Genomic DNA, 19,811 nt, shown 5'->3' with positions numbered 1-19,811 from the left:
AGATGGCCCGCGAGGAGTCGGCCGAGATCCACCGCCAGGAAGGGTCATCGGCCCGCTGGACCTGTCCGAGATCTCGCCGTACCTGACCGAGCACATCAACCGGTTCGGGGTCTACTCCACCCACGAACTGGGGATCGTCCCGGAGGACTACGACACCCGTCTCGACGTCGACTTCACCGCGCTGGAGGACGAGCGGGTCCCAGCCGCTTGAACCACCTTGCCGTCCGGAACACGTGTAAGGCGCCCGGGTGGGGAGAGTGACTGCCCCGCCCGCGGGCGCCGTACTACTGATCCCAGTTTTCGTCACCGACAGCGTTGGCGGCGAACCGGCTGATGGACTCGTCGACTTCGAACTGGTGGTCCCGGTCGAGCTTCTGGTAGTTCGCCTCGAACTCGTCCTCGGGCATCGTTTCGATGCTGGTGCACAGGATCACGACGAGTTGTTCCTGCTCGTCGAAGCTCAGTGGTTTCGTGGTCATGTGTCCCCCCTCAGTGGGTGTCGGCCTGCTAAAGAAGCGAGCGTACTGGCTCGCACCTGCGGCGGCAGGGCAGGTCAGCCCGGTCCTCCTGGAGCTTCAGCATCTCGAAGACGCCCCCGGCCTGCTCGATCAGCTCGTCGTAATGCCGCCCTCGGCGACACGTCCTAGCCGGCTCACCTTTTGATGCCGCGGCCGCCAGGCCGGTATGCTGCCGGGGCCGGTGGCCACGACCGCCGACCGCTGAAGGGGCCTTCCGCCACGCAGGAGTCCTCGTTGGTAGGCCAAGCCGTCCTTCGACGCATCGTGCACCTGAACCTGCCTGCCTCTTCAGAGCGGCGTCTGCGTGGGGTGCGCCGCTGTATGGAGTCAGACATGCCTACGAGCCGGCCCCGGAAGTCGCGGAAGCGCACGCGGGAGATCCGTGAGCAGAGCCGGGCCACCGGCACGCGGTACACCGAGGCAATGCGGGCGAACGACCGTACCCGAGCCGGCGGCCAGCAGTCGCCGCCGCGCCTCACTTCCACCCGCACCTTGTTGTTGCCCCTCGTCCAGGACGCCCTGCCCGGCTTGTACGAACTGGCCGGCCTGCTCCTGAGGCTCCGAATGGACATGGTCTTGGACCATGAGGGGGAGCTGATGGGCTACCGGGACAGCGGAGGGGTGCCGATCCCGGGCGCGCCGATCGAGGACGTCGAAGAGGCGTACTACCGGGTGCGCGACGCGCTGCCCGAGGGGACGGAGGAGTTCGCGGACGGGATGGTGGATGAGATCCTCCCGCCCACGCCCAACGTCCTGCTGCTGATCGGACCCGACGGCGGGAACGTGGTGCACCTGACCACCATTGAGGTGGCCGAAGCGGACCTCGCGCTGCTCGCTGAATTCGCCGACGCACTCGACCATGCGGCCGGCCCGCGTCCCGGCCCGGAGTTCGAAGCGCTCACGGAGGCGCTGCGCGAAATCGGGCGAGTGCCCTACCACTCGTGGATGCCCGAGGGGGACGAGGCCACCGTCGCCCGCTGGGTGCGGGCCGCGCTGTCGACGGTCCTGCACTCTCCCTTCGAGGGCCCGCGCGGCGCCGCCGACCACGAGACGCTGTCCAATGTGCTGCGGTACGCCGCAGGCTGGGAGAGCGTCGAGGTGGACCAGGACGAGGAGGAGGCGGCCGAGCGCGCGTTGGTGAGCATGATGCGCGCAGCGGGGTGGACCTGACGGGTCGCCCGGGCTGGGGCAACAGCGAGGTCTTCCCACAGAAGACTGCTCAGTACCGCTGAGCTGCGGCTACGCCGGGCACCGCCCGCTCGGTGTGGTCCGGGAGTTGGGCCGCGCCCTGCCAGTCATCCCCGTCGGCGGGCGGCGGGGTCTTGCTGCGCGACGTGCCGGGCGACTGCGTCGACGCCGGGGCGGGCGTAGCGCTCCAGGGAGCGGACGGAGGCGTGGCGGGAGCGGGCCAGCAGCATCAGGGTGGAGGTGCCGCCCTCGGCCTCGTGGGCGGGGTGTGACCGAGATACGCGCCAAAGGGGTGAGATGATCTTGAAGCTCTGAGACGGGTATCCGAGGTGATCCCAAAGGCCGCCCATAGTTGGGCCGCTGTTCGACGTCGGCAGGCTGCGGCACGAGCCACCACGGCACGCCCTTGGCTTCCGCCGGTGGCTGGTCAGTTCTGCTCCTGCTCCATCAGCTCAAAGATGTCGGGTTCCCGAGGCACGGGCTTCTCCGCCTGGCGGATGTCCCAGACCGGACGTTCAATGGGCGAGTTGTAGCCCTGTGGGGTCCAGGACAGGAGTCCGACGGGCCGACCGACCGGCTCCAGTCCCTCCTGACGGATCTGCTTGCGTGTACGCAGATGGTCGGGCAGTGAGGTGAAGACAGGCAGAGTTGGCGGCTCCGGGGTGGCATTGGGATCGGTGTAGTACTGCTCCCCGAACAGATCCGACCCAAGAGGTTTGCGCTGCCGACGACGCATAGGAGGCATGAACAGCCCTTCATTAACTGGTCAAGGTCACTGCGGTCTTCACCGGGACTGGCAGGGCTTCGGCGTAGTCGTGTGACGCCCGGTTCGTGGGCACCTGTCAGCTGGGTGGCGCTCTCGAAGCGTTGCAGGCACGGCCTCCAAGATCATGAAGTTTTCTACGCCCCGTGATCCGAGTGGAAGACCGTGCCTGCCGACCCATCATCGCCGATCCCGCCTGCCTTTGACCAACTCCGCGAGCATCGCGAAGCCGTGCTGCCCGAGGAGGTGCCGGGCCTGCTGGAGCGATTGGGCGAGGTGCCCGACCCGCGCGATCCGCGTGGTGTGCGGCACGCTCTGGTTGTCGTGCTCTCGGTCCGGTCAACACCGCTGTCTGCCGGTGGTGTTGATGGCTACCCTGGTGGGCGGCGGGGAGACGCCGTCCGAGGGGTGGGGCCATGGGCGAGGACGGTCTGACCACTGCTCGTGCGGTGTGGTTCGGCATCATGACCTGGCCCCGGCGGACCGCACTGGCCTTCGTGACGATCGCGGGCGGTGCGGTGCTGACCGGGTGGGGACTGCGCGCGGGCGCGGGTCTCGCCCTGTCGACCAGCGTGATCGTGGCCGCCGCAGGAGGGCTTGCCGTCCTCGGTCTGGCCACAGCCGTTCTGGATTCGACGGTGCGGACGGTCTTCGTCTTCCCTCAGTTCGATTCGTTGGAGTTCAGGCGGTACAGGCCCCTGAAGCACAAGTTTCGCCCTGAGCTGGACGACGCTCCCATGACCGTCGCCCATGCGGTGAGAGTCGCTGCCTCCCACATGCCTCGTACGACCGGACTGTTCGCTGTGGTCGTCGTGGGCGGTGCGGTGCTGACCGGGTGGGGACTGCGCGCGGGCGCGGGTCTCGCCCTGTCGACCAGCGTGATCGTGGCCGCCGCGGGAGGGCTTGCCGTCCTCGGTCTGGCCGCAGGCACCTTGACGTTGGTGTTCAAGGCCATTCTATTCCTGGCCGACTTGGCCGGCCGGAGCCAGGAATCCGCGGCCGGTCCACGGGTCCACCGCCAGGGCAACATCCCCTCCCAGGAGACCGCCACGTACGGCTGGGCCGCACTGGAAACGGACACCACCACGGACACGGACCCAGGCGACGCCTCGGAGGTATGGGAGTGACCACCACCGGACCGGACGCGTTCCGTGCCCTGTACTACCCCTTCTCGCGGACCATCAGCGAAGCCACCCTCAAGCGCGCCGTCCTCCTCTACGACGAGATCCTCTTCGTCGACCCGATGAGCCCCCGCGTACGCGCCGGTCTGTACAAGGCCGAGGAACACCTGCCGTATCTGCCCGCGAACGTGGCGACCTCGATGGAGCAGGAGTGGACGGGGATCAGCGGCCGGTACGAGCTGCTGCAGCGTGAGGGTGTGCTGCGCCTCGTCGACCCGGCGGACGTGGTCACGGATCCGGTGCACGGCTGGCTCATCGCCGACGCATTGCGCGCGGACCTCCGCGATCCACGCGCCCGCGACCTGTTCCGGAACGGCTTTCCCACCACGTGGAGCATGCTGCGCACTAGGATCCCCCAGCAGGCGTTCGCCCACTTGACCCATCAGATTCCGGCCCGCGTCCTCGGCACATCGAACGTCAGCGGCCAGGTGGCTTTCTATCTCGACGGCCATCCGCGGGCCCGGCCGATGCACGCACCGGGTACCGTCCTGCCCGACGACGGACGCGACTACGCCGCGCTGGTGCCGTATGTCGCCGGCTCCTCCCTCGCCACGTCCACCGCACTGGCCCTGGCGATGGCGCAGGACGCCGTCCCGCTCACCGACAGCGCGCCGCACTTCCGCCTGCTGTCCCTGCGGATGAAGCGAGCGGCAGCCGCCGCGTCCGAGGTCGACCAGATCCCGGGCCTGCACGCGGAACCGGATCCGGCGCGGGCGCAGAAGACCGCGCTGGTGCACCAGCGGGTCGTCGATGCCGAACTCTCCCACCAGGATCTTGCCGCGATGTCCCTGGAGGACTGCCTGCGCTATCGCGAGCGCACACACGAGGCACGCCAGGCGTTCCGCGACTTTCTGCACGACGTCGTGCTCACCACGTACGCCGAGCCCTGGTCACCCGAGATCGTGCCGCAGATCGAGGAACGCATCGCGGCGGCCCGGCAGGAGGTACGCGACCATGCGCGTCCCCTGCGCGAGGTCTACCGCAGCCTGTTCCACCGGACCCTGGCCGGACTCGCCGTCACCGCCGCCCCGGCCCTGCTGACAACGGTGTTCCCCGTGGTCTCCCCGCTCACCGTCCTGCTGTTCGGCGGTGGCCCGCTCACGGCCGTAGTCCAGGAGCCGGTACGGGAGCTGCTGACGCACTGGCTGAAGCGGGACCAGGGCACCAGCAGCCTCGCCTACCTCATGGACCTGCCGAAGTAGGGCGCCTGCTCAGCCGATCAGCGACCGCACCCATGTATGGAACGCGCCGATGTGATGTTCCGAGGGCACCAGGACCCCGCCCTCCCGGTACGCCTTCGAGCTCATTGCCGGCTGGGTGCGCTCACAGGCCGCGAAATCCTGTTCGTTGACCCGGTGGAAGAGCTCCACCGAGCGGTCCTGAGCCGTCACCACGTCCGTAGTTTGGCTGAAGTGCTGGGTGGCGCGGGGCAGGGCTTCGGCAAAGTGATGTGCCGTCCGTTTCGTGATCATGTGAGTCCGAGGAGAGCGAGCGGCCTGCTGGCGTGGCGGGCGTTGCGCCGCAGGCTGGCGGCGATGTTGGTGCTCCCTGCGAGGCGAAGAGCGCCGATGGCGAGGTTGCGCCAGGTGGCCATGGCGCGAGGTGCGGCGCCGGTCCGGAGCTGGGAGGCGTCCTCGGCGAACGTCACGTCTCTGACGTGGTGCAGGGCCTCGATCTCGCCGAAGCCCTGCCTTGGCTGGACCCGTATAGAGCCCGTCGAGTCGGCGGAACAGACTCGATCCCTGTCACCGAGGGCTGATGATCAGTATGTTCGTCCTGCCGGAGGCTCGGATGTAGACCGTCGAGGGGGATGCGGTGCTGGACACGCTGGTGACAACGGCCGCTGGCGCACTCTCCGCCACAGTGGGCGTCCTGATCGGCGGTATCGTCACGCGTCGCGCTCAGGATCGTCACTGGATACGCGATCAGCAACTCGCCGCCTACCAGGAACTTTTCAGTCACTACGCCAAATTCACCATGGAGCTCAGACGAGCGCACGCCGATGGGCGCGGATGGGATTACGACTGGGGCGAGTGGAGCGCGTCCTTGATGCGCGTGAGCCTGATTTCTCCCACGGAGGTCGCGGCGGAGATCGATGATTTCGGCGGCGCCATCAATTCCTTTTTGGACCGCGTGGCACGAGGGGAACGCAACCCACTGCACAACCCCTTGAATGCCGAGGAGTTCGAGCAGGCCAGACAAGCACCCTCCCAGGCGCAGGTGAGGCTGGTCAATGCCATACGACGCTCCCTGAGCAATGACCACAAGGGACTGCCCTTCGGAATCGGTGGGTAAGGCATAGTCCAGACTCCGCCGCGTGCTCCGATACGGACAGACCAAGCATCCCCGGGAGCCCTGGTCAAAGCATCAGGACCACGGCGAGCCTCTCGCCGCCGTAAGGCGTGTAGCACGTGATCCCCGGTTAGCGAAACCGGGGATCACACGCACTATTGGAGATCCACCGCCACGCCCTGACCGCGACGTCGAAAGGCCACACCCCAAACCAACCGCACAACTTCACACGCCAGCCGCCCGCATTCATGACCAGGTGCGGCCGTCCTTTCGCGCACTCGCTCCGCCGGCCCAGTCAGCCCGCTGGCGCGCTGCACACCTGAGGCTTCGGATCATCCCGAGCTGGCCTTCACCCGTCGAAGGTGGCGCCGTCGGCAGAACCGCCCGGCGCCCGACACGCATGCTCAGCGTCGGCGCGCGCGAGGCTCTACCCTCCGGCCAATGCCACTTCCACCACCTGCGACATGGGCTGCAACATCGGCTCTCTTGCACAGGTTCAGCGATGGGCCGGCCCCCGGCCGACGCTTGCCGGATGTCGCGCCCGGGAAGCCGCGGGGTCACACCCGCAAGCCGCCGTTCGCCCACGCAGCGCGGGAAGCGCTCTCGCGGAGCCAGGCGCACGCCCCGGCGCACTCGGCTTGCCGGCGCACTACCGGCCGCCTCCCCGTTCGATTGAAGGGGAAGCATTATGCCCCTTACCCTTGGTCGAGGACGTCGTGATCTCCATCACGCGGCACGGGGCGACCACCACGCCAGGACAACCCGTACGAGAAGATCAAATAGGGCATTTCTACTTCGTGGGCTATACGTGGGCTGGCGGGCCTGACAAAACGTCAGACACCCCGCTGACCAGGGAAAACGTGTGGTAGTCCGACGGCCTCCGGAGCCGTGTGCGCAGGTTCGAATCCTGCCGGGGGCACCCCTTCTGAGGTGCCTAAAGACCCCGTGACCAGCAGAGATGCTGAGTACGGGGTCTTCGCGTATGTGCAGCCGTATGCCGCTCGTAGCGGCTGTATGTCGGGGGCTGTGGACTATGCGTGGACTGGCCGCAGGGCCGGAATCCGCAGGTCAGCCCCGGAAAACGACGAAGCCCCCGGACTGTAGTCCAGGGGCCATCATGCCGCAGGTGGGTGTGTCGCGGTCAGGGCTTCTCGCCGGGCTCGCTCTCCTGGTCGTCGCTCTCCCCCAGGAGTTCGGCGATACGACGGTTGGCGACGTCTTGGCGGCCGTCGAGGCACTTCGCGTAGCGGCTCAGCAGCACCTCCACGCTGTTGCCCGCTCTCTCCGCAACCTCGGTGGGGTCGACGCCGGCATTGAGCCACGAGGAGAGCGCGGCGTGCCGCAGGTCGTACGGTCGAGCGGCCAGCGGTGAGGCCACTTGCTCCGGCGTGAGCGCCAGGTGCCGAGCTTCGTCCCAGACACGCCAATACGTCGTCGAGGCGACCACTCCCCCGCGTTCGTTGGCGAACAGCCGACCGTCCTTGGCAGTGCCGAATTCGTCGATGTGCGCAAGGAGCATGCGGACGAGGCGAGGCGGAATCGGAACGATGCGCGTTTCGTTCGCGGGCCGATTCTTGAGGCCGCGGTTGTCGTGAACCTCTCCGGTCCCGGTCCAGCGCTTACCAACGGTCGGGCGACTCTTCTCCAGGATCAACGAGCCCCACCCGGTGTCCGGCAGCGTGCAGTCCGGACGACGCAGCGCCACAGCTTCCGCCGGCCGCAGCCCACCGAAGTACATGCAGGCGAAGAGCGCGACGAGACGACGCCCACGGGCCCGACGGTAGCCACCGACGTACGAGACAGCGCCAAGGAGCTCGGCCGCCTGCCGGGGGTTCACCACGACTCGGCGGTCTACTTCCTTGGTCACTTTTGGAAGCTTCCACTTCACAAGGGTGACCGGGTTCTCCGGGAGCTCCCCCAGCTCGACCGCGTAGGCCAGGGCGTTGAACAGGACGGCCCGCTTGCGTCGCACCGTTTCGGCGGCGGCCGGAGCCCCGGAAAGAGTGAGCTTGAGCGAGTCGAGGACGCCGCGGATGTCCGCCGGATTCTTGAGCGTCGTCAGCGGCAGCGAGGCTTTGCCCACCCAGCGAAGGGCGTTCGCGATGTCCACCGGCGGAGCCTCCTCGTCCTCGACCTGGACGACGAAGGCCCAACCACGCAGGGCCCGCCGCAACACATCATCTGCCGGACGACCGGGCCGGTCCCCCAGGAGCTGAGTCGTGACGAGCGTCATCGTCTCGTTCAGGCTGTCGCGGGAGTTCGGAGCCGCGTGCGGCCATTTCATGGCCACGTACGCCTGTGCGAAGTCGTACCAGGTGAGGGATTCTTTGACCGGTGCCATGGAGTCAGGCAGACCAGTTTCCGTGTCGAATGCCTCGCCCTTCTGGGCAGCCCGGAGAAGCTTCGCGCGGTAGTTGTCGGCGAGCGCCTTTGTACGGAAGGTCTCGGAGAACGGCGGGACATCACCGACCTTCCAACGCACGTCGTACGACGGTGTCTTGTACGGCCGCTTACGGATGCCCCACACCTTCACGTCATGCGACTTCACGCCGCCTCCCCGAGTCCGTGGAGCCACGAGGTGAAGTCACTCCGCCAGAAGCGGAGTTCACCGTTCGGAAGCTTGATCGCTTCCGGAGCCTGCCCCAGTTCTCGCCAGCGATAGAAGGTGCGGCGGGAGACTCCGCCGAGCTCGGCGAGGATCTGCGGCACGGTCATCAGTTCGTCTCGTCGGCGATCCACGTGGAGTCTCCTTCCGTGTCAGGGGCGGCGGGTCGGCGTGAAGTAGCGAGCCAGGATTCGGCGGTGGTCAGGCCTGTGCCGGCGAAGCGCCAGTGAGAGAGGACGAGGACGGTGTCCGGGTCAGGCAGCGGTCGGCCGGCCAGGGCCGCGCGTTCACGGGTGACCGCTTCGTTGTGGTCGGCGCGTTCCTGGCGGAGGGCACCGAGGGTGACCGAGTAGGCGCGGGATTTGGTGGAGAAGTGGCCGCGGAAGCCGAGCATGTGAGCCCACTTGCGCAGGCGCAGGTCTTCGAGTTCGGGCAGCGCGCCGAGATGCCAGCACGTGAGGATCATCTGTCGGGCGTGGTCGGTGACGTCAGTGCCGATGAGGTCGATGACGGGGTTGCGGATCGGGCGGTCGAGAGTGCCCGTCGCGCTCTCGGCACCCTTGGTGGCGTACTTGGCGATGTACGCGGCGACAGCCCGGCTGGTCAGGTTGGTTGGTCCAGAGAAATCGGCCGAGCGGATCGGTCGAATGTCGAGCTGTTCGCCGAAGCAGAAGGCGAACGCATGGCCGTCGAGGACCGGGCCGGGTGCCTCAGCGAGACGGGCCGCCGCGCGGATCGCGTCAGTGAGAAGTTCTGTGGTGGCCCAGGTAGGCGGGGTGTCCTCGGCGCCGTCCGGGCCGTCGAGGCGGATCACGGCGTGAAAGTGCACGGCACCGCGCCGCTGGTACTCGGCGACCTTGGCGTACGACACCTTGAGGCAGTGGCGAAGCTCCGAGCGGCCGATGCCCGCGCGGGAGGCGAGCTGTTGGCGGAGGTAGGTGGTGAACCGGGCCCAGAGGGCGCCGGCGTGCGCGTTCCACAGGACGGCGGAGCGGTAGTCGTAGCGCTCTGGGTTCAGCGGGGTGCCGAGGGCGGGGTCGCCGTCCGGGTGGGTACGTCCGCAGCGGCATCGACCGCCGCCCGGCCGGTTGTGGACGGGACCGAAGGACGGGGCGGTGAAGGTGGCGAAGACGCGGGGGTGTTCGGCGACGGCCGGGCCGATTCCCTTGCCACCGCTCAGGCCGGCCGTGACGAGGTGGTACGTGTCCTTGCGGTAGACCTCCGCGCAGGCGGCGCACCGGGTAGCCCGTCGGTTGTTGCAACGGATTAGGAGCTGTCCGGCCGGAAGGTCGTGGTCAGCGACCTCACGAACGATCTCACCGGTCGCGGCGTGGACATCGAGGCGGTGGCCTTCCATTCGTACGGGCCGCTCGCAGCCGCCGAGTCGTTGGATCTGGTGCGCGTAGGTGCTGAGGTCGCCGTGCAGGGCGAGGACCGCCAGCTGGCGGATGGCTCCGGTCGGAGCCTCGGGACGCATGTGCGGGTTCCTCCTTGGAGGCGGGAGCTTTGCGCAGCAGCCGGCTTGTCCAGGGGGCTAGACAACATGGGCAAGCCAGGCTGCGGAGCAGATGAGGTCAGCGGCGGTCGCTCTTGAGAATCGAGCGGACGGTGACCGCGCAGACGGCCACGGAAGCAGCGGTGATCGCGACGGCGAGGAGCATGGACACCAGGACCGCGCCGACGACGAGGACCAGGGCGCCGCCGCCAGCGGCAAGGGCCAGCATGCTGCCCGGGGTGAGCTGGACCGTGGGCCGGTCGGAGGCGGGGGCGGACGGAACCGGGGCGGGGGCCGGGACGTAGGGCGCCGGGCTGTAGACCGCCGGCGTCGGCGCGGTCGGTGCCGGAGCGGTGTCCTGCGGCGGGTACTTCGGCTTGAACATAGCTGATCCCTTCTGTGGGCTGTCAGTCGAGGAGAGCGGCGACGGCAGGGGCGAGAACGCTGTTGGCGACGAGGTAGCCGCCGAGGAGCAGCAGGGCGACGAGCCACCACGGCGGGCGGGCGAGCTGGATACCGAGGACGGCGACGACGAGCACGGCGAACCAGAGTGGGACGTCCATGGTGGTGATCTCCTTCTCAGGCCTTGCAGCGGTGGGTGCGGGCGGCGAGTTCGGCGGCGGTACGGCTGTCGTACTCGGCGGAGAAGTCGCAGCGGGGCGCGGTGCAGGCGGCCAAGTGGCGGTTACGGCCACGGGCGAGGAACGAGGCGACTTGTACGGGACCGAAGCGGCGGACGTTGCGGAAGCGCGGAGTCATGCGGGCGGTCCTTTCTCAGAGGTGGGCGGCGACGGAGGGTGTCATGGCCGGAGGCAGGCCGAGCCGGGCGCGTACGGCGTCGGGGTCGGCCGGTTGGCCGGTCGCGGCGCGGTGTTCGGCGGCCAGGGCCCGTACGCGGTCGACGAGGGCGGGCGGCAGGGCGACGGCGGGAACGGGAGCCGGAGCGGCGGTCACAAGGTCGGTCGGGGGTTCCGCAGCCACCGGAGCCGGGGCGGGTCCTGGGAGTTCGTCACGGCGGGGCGGGTCGACCGCGACAGGGGCCGAAGTCGGTGCGGGTTCTGTCTCCGGCGTCACGGAGACCGCCGGTTCTTCCGAGGGGCGAGGCCCGTGCGCCAGCAGCGTTCCGCCGAAGAAGGCGACCGCGGGCCAGCCCGCCACCACGACGCGGAGCCACGCGGGAACGTGGTCCAGGTCGAGGAGGCCGGCGGTGGCGACGTTGGCGCCGAGGGAGGCGGCCAGGGCGACCAGGAACCACAGCCGGGAGCTCCCGGCCGGGCGTCCGGCGCGTTGTTGTTCGCGCATCCGGCGCCAGGCGGCGACCAGCAACAGGTCAACGCTGACCGGGTAGGCCCACGCCTTCCAACCGCCCTGTCCTGCCGCCTCCGCCAGATCGTGAAGGTGGGAGAAGGACAGGGCGCCCGCAATGACGGCTTGGACGATCACGGCGTCCACGCGGGCGAGGTGGGCACGCATCGGCTTGCGTTTCCTTCCGTGAGGTCAGTTGTTGGGCTTGAGCGAGTCGGCACGCTCACGGGCCAGGCGGGCCACCTCGGCGGTGTCGGCGTCGTCAGGCGTGCAGGCCGCGATGCGTTCCAACAGGTCCGCCTTGCGGTTCATGAGCGCGGCGTACTCGGCGGAGGTGCGGTTCGGGGTCTGGCGCAGCGAGGCCAGGTCGGCGATGAGTGCGCTGACCTCGGCGACGGAGGGGCGTGACATGGGTTTCCTTCCGGTTTGAGGCATGGGAGGGGTAGGGACTTGGCGCGAGGCGGTCACGCCGACCGTGGAAAGGGGCGCGGCTACTCGGTCACCGGGCGGGCCGTGGGCACGGCAGCGGCGGGCGAGGTGGTGCCAGCAGGCTCGACAGCGACGGCGGGCCGGAAGGCGTCGAGGCGGGACAGCTCCGGAACGAGGGCGGACGTGGCGCGGCAGACGGCCGCCGCTTCGTCGAGGGTGAGGTGCGGGGAGCGGGCACGGGACCAGCCGCCAGAGGAGTCGCCGACAATGGCAACGCCGGGCCGTTCGGCCGGGATGGCGGTTGCGGCGAGGGCCGCTTCCGGGGAGATGTCGGCGAGCGCCATGTTCGCCGACGACTCGTCGTTCACGCGGTGGCAGATACGCCCGGTGAGCTGGGCACGGAGCATGGTCGCGCCCTTGCCGAGCTCGGAACCGAAGCGCTGCCCGCACACTTCGAGGTAGATGCCGGCCGCGCGGCCGAGCTGGGCGATGCGAATCAGCTTGGTGACCATAGCGTCGCGTCGCTTCTCGTCGTCCCGGCTCGCGGCGAGGAAGAGTTCCGCCACCTCGTCGACGACGACCACGACCGGCACCGGCCGCACCTCCTCCGGCAGCCCCCACACGTCCGAAGTGAGGACGTCATCCGTGCCCGCCCCGGACCGGAGCCCTATCAGCCGGAACCGTGCCTCCATCTCTTCCAGCAGGACGTCAAGGAGTTCGTTCGCCCTGTCCGGGGTGTCGGCGAGGGCCGACAGGCGGGGCGCGAACGGAGCCAGTTCGACACCCCACTTGCAGTCGATGCCGACGAGCACGACAGGTTGCCGGGCGAGCCCGCACAGCAAGTTGCGCAGATAGACGGACTTGCCCGACTGCGTTGCACCGAGGATGAGTTCATGCGGCACGGCACGGAAGTCCCGTACGTGCCACCGCCCGTCATCCCGCAGCGCCAGCGGAAGGGAGAGCAGTCCCCCGCTCCGCCGCCGGCGCCGTGCGGGCCGTACATCCGCGAGCACATCCCAGCCGATCAGCCGCAGTTCGAGCCACCCTGGCTTGGTCGGACGGATGTGCACGGCATGCGCGGCCCAGGCATGCCGCAACCGGTCGGCGGAAGCGATGAAGTCCTCTGGAGCCTGCCCGGTCGCCATGCGCAACCGCATCACGAGCCCCGAACCGGTCGGCACCGGGAACGAGTGGCGAGGTGGCACCGGCGCCGCTTCCCGCCCGATCATCCGGGCCGTGGCCCGGCGCATGGCCGAGGCCGGGACGGTCAGACCGCAGGCGTCCATCGTGGCCCGGTACGTGGCCAGCACCCTCACCGCGACGAACGGATAGCCGACGAGCCACCAGAACGCGACCGGCACCCTACGACGCAGCACCAGCAGCGCGACCGGGGCGAGCAGGCCCAGGATGAGCATCCACATGGTGTCAGTCATGGTGATCAGCCCCGCACCGGTGCCGGCGCATTGACCATGACGGCGTCCGCCCGGTAGGCGATGCCGTGCCGCATCCGGCCGCCGAACTCGCTCTCCCACGGCCGGGCGACGAGGCCGGACAGGATGACCGGAGCTCCCATCACCAGGCCCTCACCGATGCCCTGCTCAGGAACGGTCACCTTGATCATGTCCGAACCGCCCTGCGCGATGAACACCAACTCCAGCACCATGAGCCGCTGGTTGGTCACCGGGTCCACGGCGATCTCGCCGGTCTGACGGTCCCTGACCTTGACCTCGGGCAGCTTGGTGACGAGCAGCGTCGCGGCCGAGGCATCTACGGGGATGACACGCATTTCTTGAACCTCACTGGTTGGCGGCACCTGTTGCCAGGCACCGTGCCGATCTGGATACCCCCCTAGACAGCACGGGAGGTCGCCCGCCCTAACTGTCTAGGGGGGTTGACGGAAACAGTAGCCGACGCCCCGTCAACTGTCTAGGGGGGTATACGAGATGCCGGGCCTGGTAGGTCAGCGGTTGGATGCGACCCCACCGCGGCAGGCGCCACCAGCCCTACACTCCGGGCCTATGCCGCACGAGAAGCCCCCAGGCTCCGCCGAGGAACAGTTGTCGATCGTCGACGCCCTGATCACCCAGCCGTTCCCCGAAGAGAAGGGTCGATCGAAAACAGAACACGGGTGGGGTGGGCCCGGGTATCACATAGCCGTTCTGCGGGCGAGCCAGGACTTTTGGGAGGACAGGAGTCCTGAGATTGTCGAGCCGGCGGTGCAGGAGTTGGAAGTTGACCTCGCCGCGGTGGCCGAGGCCCTGACGGAGCGTTGGGGAAGTCCGGCCACAGTCGATCTGTGGCAATACCTCGGGTTCGACGACCCGGATTACCCCGACGTCGAGGTGCCCGAGCCGCTCTGCTCTCTGTCCAGTCTCGCCGTCAACATGCTCGTGTGGCCGGTGCCGGCCACCGGCCGTTGGCTCGGGCTGACGATCGGTCAGGGTGATCGAGAGTTGCCGTTCGAACTGCTCGCCGCCGTTGGCGAGGAGTCCTCACTCCCACGGTGAGCCGTAGAACGGCCCGCTCTCGTGGTCCGACCCAGCATTCACAGGACGCAGCGTTACGACAGAACCCAATGCAGGGCTGTGGCGTCGTCCCGCGCTTTGCCTCGTGGCCAGTGTCGCCCCTCGGGATCGTCGGCCTCCGCTTCCCGCACCCGACGAATCAGCTCGTCCGGCCCAGACGAGTTGACGACAGCCAATACCCCTTCCCAACTGGCGAGCGCGAAGGAGTCGACCAGTCGCGTTGCTCCGTCGCTCAGGAGCGTCACAGACGTCAGCGACTCCAACGGCACGGACCCGCTCAAGGTGTGTTCCGCTGCTTGCGGATCGGGACCGGCTATCCAGAAGCCGCCCGGCCGGTTGCGAAGCCCTGTCAGGGCGTCGCGGTACTCGGCCAGCGCGACAGCGTGTTCGGGTGAGCCAGTGGGCAACGCATCAACCGGACCGCGCAGGCGCTTGCCGACCTCGTCCAGGCGCTGGTCCGTGACAGCGGTCGTCTTCCCGTCCGCGCTGGCGAGCAGGAGCGTCGAGTCCCCGAGGACCAGGTACTCCAACATCCCGGCAGCAGCGCGAACGGCAACGACCGTACTTGTCGGACTGGCACGATGGACCAGATCGCAACTGTGCTCGTGCAGCGAGCGGACGAGGCGGATCGATTCGGCGAGGCACGCGGGCAGCGGCCGGGCGGGATGCGCCGTGATGGTGCCCAGCAGCAGCCCGCCCAGCGTCGAGGAGAACCACGCAATGCCGTGCGTGCACCCGGTCTCCGCCCCAGCCACGCCGGCTCCGTCGAGGAGAACCGCAACGCCCGGACCGACAGCGGCGAAATCCTCGTTTTCCTGTCCGGGTCCGGCCGCCTGTGAGTCGAGGGCGACGTTCACGCCGTCGTGTCCTCGTCGTGCAGATAAAGGGGAGTGAGCAGTTCGACGGACCGCGGTTCGTCGTTCTCAGGGTCGTACTCGACGCTCACCAGCGCCGAGAAGGGGCGGTCGCCCACCTGCCCCCAGAGCGTGTTCAGGTCGGAGGTGAGCAGGTGAACGACACCGAGGGAGCCCGCCGTGTGAATGCCGGCGATGGCGAGCACCGAGCCGTTGCCGTCCGGGCGGGGCAGTCGGCCGAGGTATCCGACGTCATGCGGCCGGTACGGTTCGCCGTCCGCTCCCGCCCGGTACGAGGTGCCGGTACGCCGGTCCACCAAGGCCCACGGCTCGCCGTCCGGGTGCTCCCAGCCGAGTACCGGATCCTGCGCATACAGGTCGCTCATGGCCTGAGACATGCCCGGCCCGCAGACGACCACGAGGCCGTCACGGTTGAGGTCGACCTCACCGCTCACCTGCACATGCCCGGAGCCGACATCGAGCCCGTACGACTTGGCCAGCTCTTCGAGCCGCTTCCCGGAGTTCATGTCGGCCATGGCGACGACCGGACGCTTCTTCTCGCCGTCCCACCGCAGCGGGGTAACGACCGTGACGGCGCCCGCGCCGAGGAACGCCCCTTCAGGCGCCGGCCCAGTGTGCCGGATCTGATGAATCCGCCCGCGGCTCAGGCCAGCCTTTTCCGCGATCTGCGCGTACGACAGTCCTTGGGCGTGGAGGTCCTGGACCACGCGGCGACGGAGCCGGGCGAGTTCGGTCACCTCCTGCTGCGCGTCGGCCAACCGCGTTGTGACCTCACGCAGGAGCAGGTACGGATCATCGATCGCCATGATCCGCTGCAACTCGTCCGACATGACCACACCTCCTAGAAGTACCCAGGAGTCTAGGGCCCTAGACGGAATGGGCGGGAGTCGCCGTCCCGAATGAACCCCGATCACGTAGAAGCCGGCTCTCCGCCGAGGCACGCCTTTGGGGCTCACCCTCCACTGCCCACGAGACAGCAACGGAACACCGCCGGGAAGGAGGCCATCACGCGCCACTCCGCGGCAGCTCGGCCCAGACGCAGCGCCCACCAGCAGGCCGATCCTTCACACCCCAGTCTTTTGCGCAGGCCGCGACCATCATCAGCCCGCGACCGCCTACGTCAACCGGACTGCGCACACTGCGAACCTGGGGCTCCTCATCACCACCCTGATCCGTCACCTCGACGCGCACCAGGTCGTCACGGAACTGGACCGCCACGAGGAACCACCCCCGGTACCAGCCACTTCGCGTATGCCGGACGGCGTTGGCCGCCAGCTCACCGACGACCAGGACGGCATCGTCGACGACGTCTGAGCCCTCGTCCTCCAGCAGGGTCGCGACGAAGTGCCGGGCCTCGGCCACCTGCCATGCAAGCCCGGGAAAGATGCGGCACCAACGTTTGGGCATGGGAACGCTCCTCACTGTCTAGAGGGCTAGACATCACAAGAGCAGAGTATTCCCAAGGCTGACCGGCGAGCCAGGCATCTTGAGGAATTATTCCTCTAACGGGTGGTGGAGTCCGCCAGGTCCCGGAACTCTTGCATGATGCGGACCAGCATCTCCCGCGTCTCAAGCCCGAAGACCGCGGCTTGCTCGAAGCGACTGAAGGTCTTTTCGTACGCGGCGACCTCCGCAGAGTCGTCCAGCACGTGTTCACCCCGGAAGGTCTCCACGACGACCGCCCGCCGGTCGCACAGGGTAAAGCCGTGACGAGGCATGACAGGTACAGCCCGACGCCACGGGATCACCCCGATCCGCACCGTACTCAAACTCTCGACGGCCAGCAGCCGGTCGAACTGGGCGAGCATCAGCGCCGGATCCCCCGGCCAGGTCCGCAACACGGCTTCCGTCAGCACGAACACCGAATCACGCACCGGCTCGTACAAGAGACTCTGCCGGTCCACCCGGGCAGCGACAGCACGACCAACCGCTTCCGGGGACGAGTTGGGAGCGCTGTCGAAAACGTGACGGGCGTACTCCGCGGTCTGGAGCATGGCCGGCAGGACGACGCATTGGAACGAACGCACCAGCCGGGCAGACCGCACTGCCTCATCGAGAACCGCCCCAGCCGGAGCTTCGTCGGCGGCGACCTCCACATTGTCCGGAGCCGCTTCCACGGCCGCCAGGAGGTCACCCACCTCACGAGCGGTCGACTCGTCGAGGTCGAGAGCGCGCGACAAACGGCCCAGGACATCAGCACTGGGGACCATCCGCCCGTTCTCCACCTTGGACACGGTCGGCTGTCCTACGCCAGCGCGTTGCGCCAGTACGGCACCGGTCAGGCCGGCCTCTACACGAAGGCCCCGAAGACGCACCCCGAGCGCCTTCATCCGCTGTTGCCGCTCACTCCCCATACCGAGGGTTCTACACCACCCGCCAGCCGACACCAGGCGCGAGACCCTAGATGATCAAGAAGCGCCCAACCCATGATTCAAACTTTCTCTACTGGTTCAAGGCGGCTCGCTCCGCTCCCCGCGCGCGGCCCGGCCCCCGGCCGGGCCTGCGCTCCTGCCTCCGTCCCGCTCCAGCCCGGCCGGCGCCCGTGCCGCGCTCGCATAAAGCCGCCCCTGAGCCTGAGAGGCAGCGAGTCGGAAGCTGGGGCCGATCCCCTGACCCTCAGCCGACTTCACGGAACCAGCCGACGCAGCCATACACGAAGCCCATAATGGCCGTGGGACACGATCGCTGCGAAGCAGGTGGGGGTAGCGTGACGGGCACAGCACCGCACGAGGAGAAGCCAGTGGGCCTGCAAGAAGAAATTGTGCAACGGTCACGCGAGATTCACACGGACCGCTACAGCATGGCGATCAACGAAGCTCTTTCCATGTACGAAAATGGAGATCTTGAGATTCATCCGGAATTCCAAAGGATCTTCCGATGGAGACTGCAACAGCAGTCGCGCCTAATTGAAAGCGTGTTTCTCGGAATCCCGATCCCCCCAATCTTTGTAGCAGCGCGTGAAGACGGAGTTTGGGATGTTGTTGACGGTGTCCAACGACTTTCGACACTATTTCGATTCATGGCGGCCCTCAAGAAAGAAGATGAAGCTCTTGATTTGCCAGAGCCACTCACTCAAGGTGATTACCTGAAAAGCCTTGAGGGGATCGTATGGGATGAAGGGAAAATCGCCCCTGGGGCTGCCACTAGTGTGGAGTTGTCGGATGCACAGAAGCGCTTCTTTAAGCGTGCCCGCCTTGATTTCCAGATCGTCGAACACACTAGTGACAGTAACTCGAAGTTTGACCTCTTCCAAAGGTTGAACAGCGGAACACACCTGTCTGAGCAAGAAGCAAGAAATTGCCTTGCGGTAATGCTTGACCCCACGTTCTACAGGTGGCTGCAATCCCTGACGGCAAACAACAACTTCGTTCAGTCCACGAATATTAGTGAACGTCAGGAGGAGGAAGCCTACGGCACCGAGATCGCCTTGCGCTACCTTGGAATGGTCACCGCCCAACCGTCCGATCTTACCGGGTTGAAGGACGTAGGCGAGTTCCTCACTACGAGAATGCGCACTTTTATCGCATCGGATACATATGATCGCCCTTTCGAAAAGGAGCGATTCGAAAATATCTTTGCATGGCTTAATGAAGCGCTTAGTGATGCGGCCTTCAAACGCTTCGACGCCTACAAGGGAGCCTTCGGTGGCAGGTTCACCGTGTCGGCCTTTGAAGCCATCACGACTGGCCTTGGGCTGCACTATCAGGATTGGAGTGAATTGCAATCGGACGAAAGGAGTTCTCTCATCGCCGAGCGCGTTAAATCTGTCTGGCAAGATCCAGTATTCCAAGCTCGTACGGGTGCCGGAAAGCCCGCAAGTCTACGGATTCCCTACATGTTCGAAGTCGGCCGCAGAATCTTCTCTCTAGGGGAGTAGATGAGGACGATAAGCGAGCTCCAGGATTCTCTAGATGCAGACCTTGCCTGGCGCCGCAGTGAGCTCCATAGCTACCTGGGAAGTGTGCGTCGATCTAATCAGGACAGCACGGCACAACGCTCTCTTTGTCGTGCCGGAGTGCCGTTGCTCTACGCGCACTGGGAAGGGTATGCGAAGCACTGCCTCTCCGCCTACATTCAATTCGTAGGGCGCAGGCGCCTCACATATGGCGAGTTGCATCCGGGGTTTGTTGCGATCGGGCTGGAAGCTGAGGTTGACTCCCAATCGGGAATGTCAGCTACCCGAAAAATGATCTGGCGAGCGCAGGCGCTGTTGTCCAAGGACGGAGAGCGAGCCCCCATCCCTTGGAGGAAAGGGGTAGACACTCAGTCCAATTTGAACAGTGAACGCTGTTTCGATTTGTTCGCATTGGTTGGCCTCGATTCGTCCCCGATTCAACTGAAGGCGAGACTCATCGACTATGAACTGCTGAGAGTCAGGAATGAGATCGCCCACGGTCAATACCTGAGCGTCGACGCAGCGGCATATGAAGAACTGCACCAAGAAGTCTTGATAATCTTGGATTTCGTTCGCAATACCGTTTCAGCCGCGGCAGAGAACGGGGCCTATAAACGTGAGCGGCCCAAGACGCTCGAGGGCTAAGTCCAGGGCTCCGGCGTAGTTGCTTGACGTCCGGTTCGTGATGATCTGCTGGCTCGGTGGGGTTCCGGGAACGTGACAGGCACGGCTTCCAAGAT

The 19,811-nt window shown here is 66.9% G+C and carries 27 protein-coding genes; 7 read left to right on the top strand and 20 right to left on the bottom strand.

From position 1 onward, the window contains the following. Positions 1 to 284: 284 nt before the first annotated feature. Entirely contained in the window at positions 285 to 479 is a 195-nt protein-coding gene (locus tag ACLZN2_RS46595; RefSeq protein ID WP_416986118.1) for a hypothetical protein, read from the bottom strand. Positions 480 to 851: 372 nt separating this feature from the next. Here ACLZN2_RS46595 and ACLZN2_RS46590 point away from each other — a divergent pair, with 372 nt between their 5' ends. Next, a complete protein-coding gene (locus ACLZN2_RS46590; protein ID WP_416986117.1) occupies positions 852 to 1,688 on the top strand; it encodes a hypothetical protein in 837 nt (278 codons plus the stop codon). 125 nt (positions 1,689 to 1,813) lie between these two features. Here the strand turns inward: ACLZN2_RS46590 and ACLZN2_RS46585 are convergent, their stop codons facing one another. The 3 genes from ACLZN2_RS46585 to ACLZN2_RS46575 all read right to left on the bottom strand — a co-directional run bounded on the left by ACLZN2_RS46585 (position 1,814) and on the right by ACLZN2_RS46575 (position 2,781). Further along, positions 1,814 to 1,936, bottom strand: coding sequence for a PmrA (locus ACLZN2_RS46585; RefSeq protein ID WP_416986116.1), 123 nt, complete (start codon positions 1,934 to 1,936; stop codon positions 1,814 to 1,816). Positions 1,937 to 2,133: 197 nt separating this feature from the next. Further along, positions 2,134 to 2,451, bottom strand: a complete 318-nt coding sequence (locus ACLZN2_RS46580) for a hypothetical protein (protein ID WP_416986115.1) — start codon at positions 2,449 to 2,451, stop codon at positions 2,134 to 2,136. A gap of 198 nt (positions 2,452 to 2,649) precedes the next feature. Further along, on the bottom strand, positions 2,650 to 2,781 hold the full coding sequence (locus ACLZN2_RS46575) for a hypothetical protein (protein ID WP_416986114.1): 132 nt from the start codon (positions 2,779 to 2,781) through the stop codon (positions 2,650 to 2,652). 104 nt (positions 2,782 to 2,885) lie between these two features. Between ACLZN2_RS46575 and ACLZN2_RS46570 the strand changes: the two genes are divergently transcribed. Together ACLZN2_RS46570 and ACLZN2_RS46565 are read left to right on the top strand one after the other, a co-directional pair. Next, a complete protein-coding gene (locus tag ACLZN2_RS46570) occupies positions 2,886 to 3,596 on the top strand; it encodes a hypothetical protein (protein ID WP_416986113.1) in 711 nt (236 codons plus the stop codon). Beyond that, on the top strand, positions 3,593 to 4,852 hold the full coding sequence (locus ACLZN2_RS46565) for a hypothetical protein (protein ID WP_416986112.1): 1,260 nt from the start codon (positions 3,593 to 3,595) through the stop codon (positions 4,850 to 4,852). Before ACLZN2_RS46570 ends, ACLZN2_RS46565 begins: the two co-directional genes overlap by 4 nt. Before the next feature lie 9 nt (positions 4,853 to 4,861). Here ACLZN2_RS46565 and ACLZN2_RS46560 read toward each other — a convergent pair whose 3' ends face one another. Beyond that, entirely contained in the window at positions 4,862 to 5,122 is a 261-nt protein-coding gene (locus ACLZN2_RS46560; protein ID WP_416986111.1) for an SRPBCC family protein, read from the bottom strand. Further along, a complete protein-coding gene (locus ACLZN2_RS46555) occupies positions 5,119 to 5,298 on the bottom strand; it encodes a hypothetical protein (protein WP_416986110.1) in 180 nt (59 codons plus the stop codon). Before ACLZN2_RS46555 ends, ACLZN2_RS46560 begins: the two co-directional genes overlap by 4 nt. 167 nt (positions 5,299 to 5,465) lie before the next feature. Here ACLZN2_RS46555 and ACLZN2_RS46550 point away from each other — a divergent pair, with 167 nt between their 5' ends. Then, positions 5,466 to 5,945 (top strand): hypothetical protein, encoded by a 480-nt coding sequence (locus ACLZN2_RS46550; protein WP_416986109.1) that lies wholly within the window; start codon positions 5,466 to 5,468, stop codon positions 5,943 to 5,945. 1,138 nt (positions 5,946 to 7,083) lie between these two features. Here the strand turns inward: ACLZN2_RS46550 and ACLZN2_RS46545 are convergent. From ACLZN2_RS46545 to ACLZN2_RS46500, 10 genes are all read right to left on the bottom strand, one after another. Then, positions 7,084 to 8,490, bottom strand: coding sequence for a tyrosine-type recombinase/integrase (locus ACLZN2_RS46545; RefSeq protein ID WP_416986108.1), 1,407 nt, complete (start codon positions 8,488 to 8,490; stop codon positions 7,084 to 7,086). After that, positions 8,487 to 8,657, bottom strand: coding sequence for a helix-turn-helix transcriptional regulator (locus tag ACLZN2_RS46540; protein ID WP_041669189.1), 171 nt, complete (start codon positions 8,655 to 8,657; stop codon positions 8,487 to 8,489). Before ACLZN2_RS46540 ends, ACLZN2_RS46545 begins: the two co-directional genes overlap by 4 nt. After that, positions 8,657 to 10,024, bottom strand: coding sequence for a replication initiator (locus tag ACLZN2_RS46535; RefSeq protein WP_416986107.1), 1,368 nt, complete (start codon positions 10,022 to 10,024; stop codon positions 8,657 to 8,659). Before ACLZN2_RS46535 ends, ACLZN2_RS46540 begins: the two co-directional genes overlap by 1 nt. A gap of 97 nt (positions 10,025 to 10,121) precedes the next feature. Continuing rightward, the gene (locus ACLZN2_RS46530; protein WP_416986106.1) at positions 10,122 to 10,427 is read right to left on the bottom strand and encodes a SpdD protein; all 306 of its coding nucleotides are present in this window, start codon (positions 10,425 to 10,427) and stop codon (positions 10,122 to 10,124) included. A 22-nt stretch (positions 10,428 to 10,449) separates the two neighbouring features. Continuing rightward, positions 10,450 to 10,605 (bottom strand): hypothetical protein, encoded by a 156-nt coding sequence (locus ACLZN2_RS46525; RefSeq protein WP_099053934.1) that lies wholly within the window; start codon positions 10,603 to 10,605, stop codon positions 10,450 to 10,452. Between the two features lie 16 nt (positions 10,606 to 10,621). Then, the gene (locus ACLZN2_RS46520; protein ID WP_416986105.1) at positions 10,622 to 10,801 is read right to left on the bottom strand and encodes a mobile element transfer protein; all 180 of its coding nucleotides are present in this window, start codon (positions 10,799 to 10,801) and stop codon (positions 10,622 to 10,624) included. A 15-nt stretch (positions 10,802 to 10,816) separates the two neighbouring features. After that, the gene (locus ACLZN2_RS46515; RefSeq protein ID WP_416986104.1) at positions 10,817 to 11,515 is read right to left on the bottom strand and encodes a DUF2637 domain-containing protein; all 699 of its coding nucleotides are present in this window, start codon (positions 11,513 to 11,515) and stop codon (positions 10,817 to 10,819) included. Positions 11,516 to 11,539: 24 nt separating this feature from the next. Further along, positions 11,540 to 11,758, bottom strand: a complete 219-nt coding sequence (locus ACLZN2_RS46510; protein ID WP_416986103.1) for a hypothetical protein — start codon at positions 11,756 to 11,758, stop codon at positions 11,540 to 11,542. 80 nt (positions 11,759 to 11,838) lie between these two features. Further along, positions 11,839 to 13,209: an FtsK/SpoIIIE domain-containing protein gene (locus ACLZN2_RS46505; protein ID WP_416986102.1), complete on the bottom strand. Its 1,371-nt coding sequence runs from the start codon at positions 13,207 to 13,209 to the stop codon at positions 11,839 to 11,841. Between the two features lie 5 nt (positions 13,210 to 13,214). Further along, entirely contained in the window at positions 13,215 to 13,562 is a 348-nt protein-coding gene (locus ACLZN2_RS46500; RefSeq protein ID WP_416986101.1) for a hypothetical protein, read from the bottom strand. Positions 13,563 to 13,794: 232 nt separating this feature from the next. Between ACLZN2_RS46500 and ACLZN2_RS46495 the strand changes: the two genes are divergently transcribed. Continuing rightward, positions 13,795 to 14,283, top strand: a complete 489-nt coding sequence (locus ACLZN2_RS46495) for a hypothetical protein (RefSeq protein WP_416986100.1) — start codon at positions 13,795 to 13,797, stop codon at positions 14,281 to 14,283. A gap of 53 nt (positions 14,284 to 14,336) precedes the next feature. Here ACLZN2_RS46495 and ACLZN2_RS46490 read toward each other — a convergent pair whose 3' ends face one another. The 4 genes from ACLZN2_RS46490 to ACLZN2_RS46475 form a co-directional block, all read right to left on the bottom strand. Continuing rightward, positions 14,337 to 15,158 carry an integrase gene (locus ACLZN2_RS46490; RefSeq protein WP_416986099.1) on the bottom strand — a complete coding sequence of 274 codons (822 nt, stop codon included), beginning with the start codon at positions 15,156 to 15,158 and terminating at the stop codon, positions 14,337 to 14,339. Beyond that, the gene (locus tag ACLZN2_RS46485) at positions 15,155 to 16,006 is read right to left on the bottom strand and encodes a sigma factor-like helix-turn-helix DNA-binding protein (protein ID WP_416986098.1); all 852 of its coding nucleotides are present in this window, start codon (positions 16,004 to 16,006) and stop codon (positions 15,155 to 15,157) included. The genes ACLZN2_RS46490 and ACLZN2_RS46485 overlap by 4 nt, the downstream gene beginning before the upstream one ends. Before the next feature lie 175 nt (positions 16,007 to 16,181). Then, positions 16,182 to 16,583, bottom strand: a complete 402-nt coding sequence (locus tag ACLZN2_RS46480) for an ATP-binding protein (protein WP_416986097.1) — start codon at positions 16,581 to 16,583, stop codon at positions 16,182 to 16,184. A 95-nt stretch (positions 16,584 to 16,678) separates the two neighbouring features. Next, the gene (locus tag ACLZN2_RS46475) at positions 16,679 to 17,530 is read right to left on the bottom strand and encodes a helix-turn-helix domain-containing protein (protein WP_416986096.1); all 852 of its coding nucleotides are present in this window, start codon (positions 17,528 to 17,530) and stop codon (positions 16,679 to 16,681) included. Positions 17,531 to 17,883: 353 nt separating this feature from the next. Here ACLZN2_RS46475 and ACLZN2_RS46470 point away from each other — a divergent pair, with 353 nt between their 5' ends. Beyond that, positions 17,884 to 19,053 (top strand): DUF262 domain-containing protein, encoded by a 1,170-nt coding sequence (locus ACLZN2_RS46470; RefSeq protein ID WP_416986095.1) that lies wholly within the window; start codon positions 17,884 to 17,886, stop codon positions 19,051 to 19,053. Continuing rightward, positions 19,054 to 19,716: an MAE_28990/MAE_18760 family HEPN-like nuclease gene (locus tag ACLZN2_RS46465; protein WP_416986094.1), complete on the top strand. Its 663-nt coding sequence runs from the start codon at positions 19,054 to 19,056 to the stop codon at positions 19,714 to 19,716. Positions 19,717 to 19,811 lie beyond the last annotated feature (95 nt).

This window comes from Streptomyces sp. T028 (genome assembly GCF_048159505.1).
Classification (GTDB): Bacteria; Actinomycetota; Actinomycetes; order Streptomycetales; family Streptomycetaceae; genus Streptomyces.
Note: the sequence above shows the minus strand (reverse complement) of the source record. Positions and strands in the feature narration are given on the sequence as shown.

What these genes read in the sequence shown, in the direction of transcription:
- ACLZN2_RS46595 (WP_416986118.1), bottom strand. Translation starts at nt 479, where the DNA reads ATGACCACGAAACCACTGAGCTTCGACGAGCAGGAACAACTCGTCGTG.
- ACLZN2_RS46590 (WP_416986117.1), top strand. Translation starts at nt 852, where the DNA reads ATGCCTACGAGCCGGCCCCGGAAGTCGCGGAAGCGCACGCGGGAGATC.
- ACLZN2_RS46585 (WP_416986116.1), bottom strand. Translation starts at nt 1,936, where the DNA reads ATGCTGCTGGCCCGCTCCCGCCACGCCTCCGTCCGCTCCCTGGAGCGC.
- ACLZN2_RS46580 (WP_416986115.1), bottom strand. Translation starts at nt 2,451, where the DNA reads ATGCCTCCTATGCGTCGTCGGCAGCGCAAACCTCTTGGGTCGGATCTG.
- ACLZN2_RS46570 (WP_416986113.1), top strand. Translation starts at nt 2,886, where the DNA reads ATGGGCGAGGACGGTCTGACCACTGCTCGTGCGGTGTGGTTCGGCATC.
- ACLZN2_RS46560 (WP_416986111.1), bottom strand. Translation starts at nt 5,122, where the DNA reads ATGATCACGAAACGGACGGCACATCACTTTGCCGAAGCCCTGCCCCGC.
- ACLZN2_RS46540 (WP_041669189.1), bottom strand. Translation starts at nt 8,657, where the DNA reads ATGACCGTGCCGCAGATCCTCGCCGAGCTCGGCGGAGTCTCCCGCCGC.
- ACLZN2_RS46535 (WP_416986107.1), bottom strand. Translation starts at nt 10,024, where the DNA reads ATGCGTCCCGAGGCTCCGACCGGAGCCATCCGCCAGCTGGCGGTCCTC.
- ACLZN2_RS46530 (WP_416986106.1), bottom strand. Translation starts at nt 10,427, where the DNA reads ATGTTCAAGCCGAAGTACCCGCCGCAGGACACCGCTCCGGCACCGACC.
- ACLZN2_RS46525 (WP_099053934.1), bottom strand. Translation starts at nt 10,605, where the DNA reads ATGGACGTCCCACTCTGGTTCGCCGTGCTCGTCGTCGCCGTCCTCGGT.
- ACLZN2_RS46520 (WP_416986105.1), bottom strand. Translation starts at nt 10,801, where the DNA reads ATGACTCCGCGCTTCCGCAACGTCCGCCGCTTCGGTCCCGTACAAGTC.
- ACLZN2_RS46515 (WP_416986104.1), bottom strand. Translation starts at nt 11,515, where the DNA reads ATGCGTGCCCACCTCGCCCGCGTGGACGCCGTGATCGTCCAAGCCGTC.
- ACLZN2_RS46510 (WP_416986103.1), bottom strand. Translation starts at nt 11,758, where the DNA reads ATGTCACGCCCCTCCGTCGCCGAGGTCAGCGCACTCATCGCCGACCTG.
- ACLZN2_RS46505 (WP_416986102.1), bottom strand. Translation starts at nt 13,209, where the DNA reads ATGACTGACACCATGTGGATGCTCATCCTGGGCCTGCTCGCCCCGGTC.
- ACLZN2_RS46500 (WP_416986101.1), bottom strand. Translation starts at nt 13,562, where the DNA reads ATGCGTGTCATCCCCGTAGATGCCTCGGCCGCGACGCTGCTCGTCACC.
- ACLZN2_RS46495 (WP_416986100.1), top strand. Translation starts at nt 13,795, where the DNA reads ATGCCGCACGAGAAGCCCCCAGGCTCCGCCGAGGAACAGTTGTCGATC.
- ACLZN2_RS46485 (WP_416986098.1), bottom strand. Translation starts at nt 16,006, where the DNA reads ATGTCGGACGAGTTGCAGCGGATCATGGCGATCGATGATCCGTACCTG.
- ACLZN2_RS46480 (WP_416986097.1), bottom strand. Translation starts at nt 16,583, where the DNA reads ATGCCCAAACGTTGGTGCCGCATCTTTCCCGGGCTTGCATGGCAGGTG.
- ACLZN2_RS46475 (WP_416986096.1), bottom strand. Translation starts at nt 17,530, where the DNA reads ATGGGGAGTGAGCGGCAACAGCGGATGAAGGCGCTCGGGGTGCGTCTT.
- ACLZN2_RS46465 (WP_416986094.1), top strand. Translation starts at nt 19,054, where the DNA reads ATGAGGACGATAAGCGAGCTCCAGGATTCTCTAGATGCAGACCTTGCC.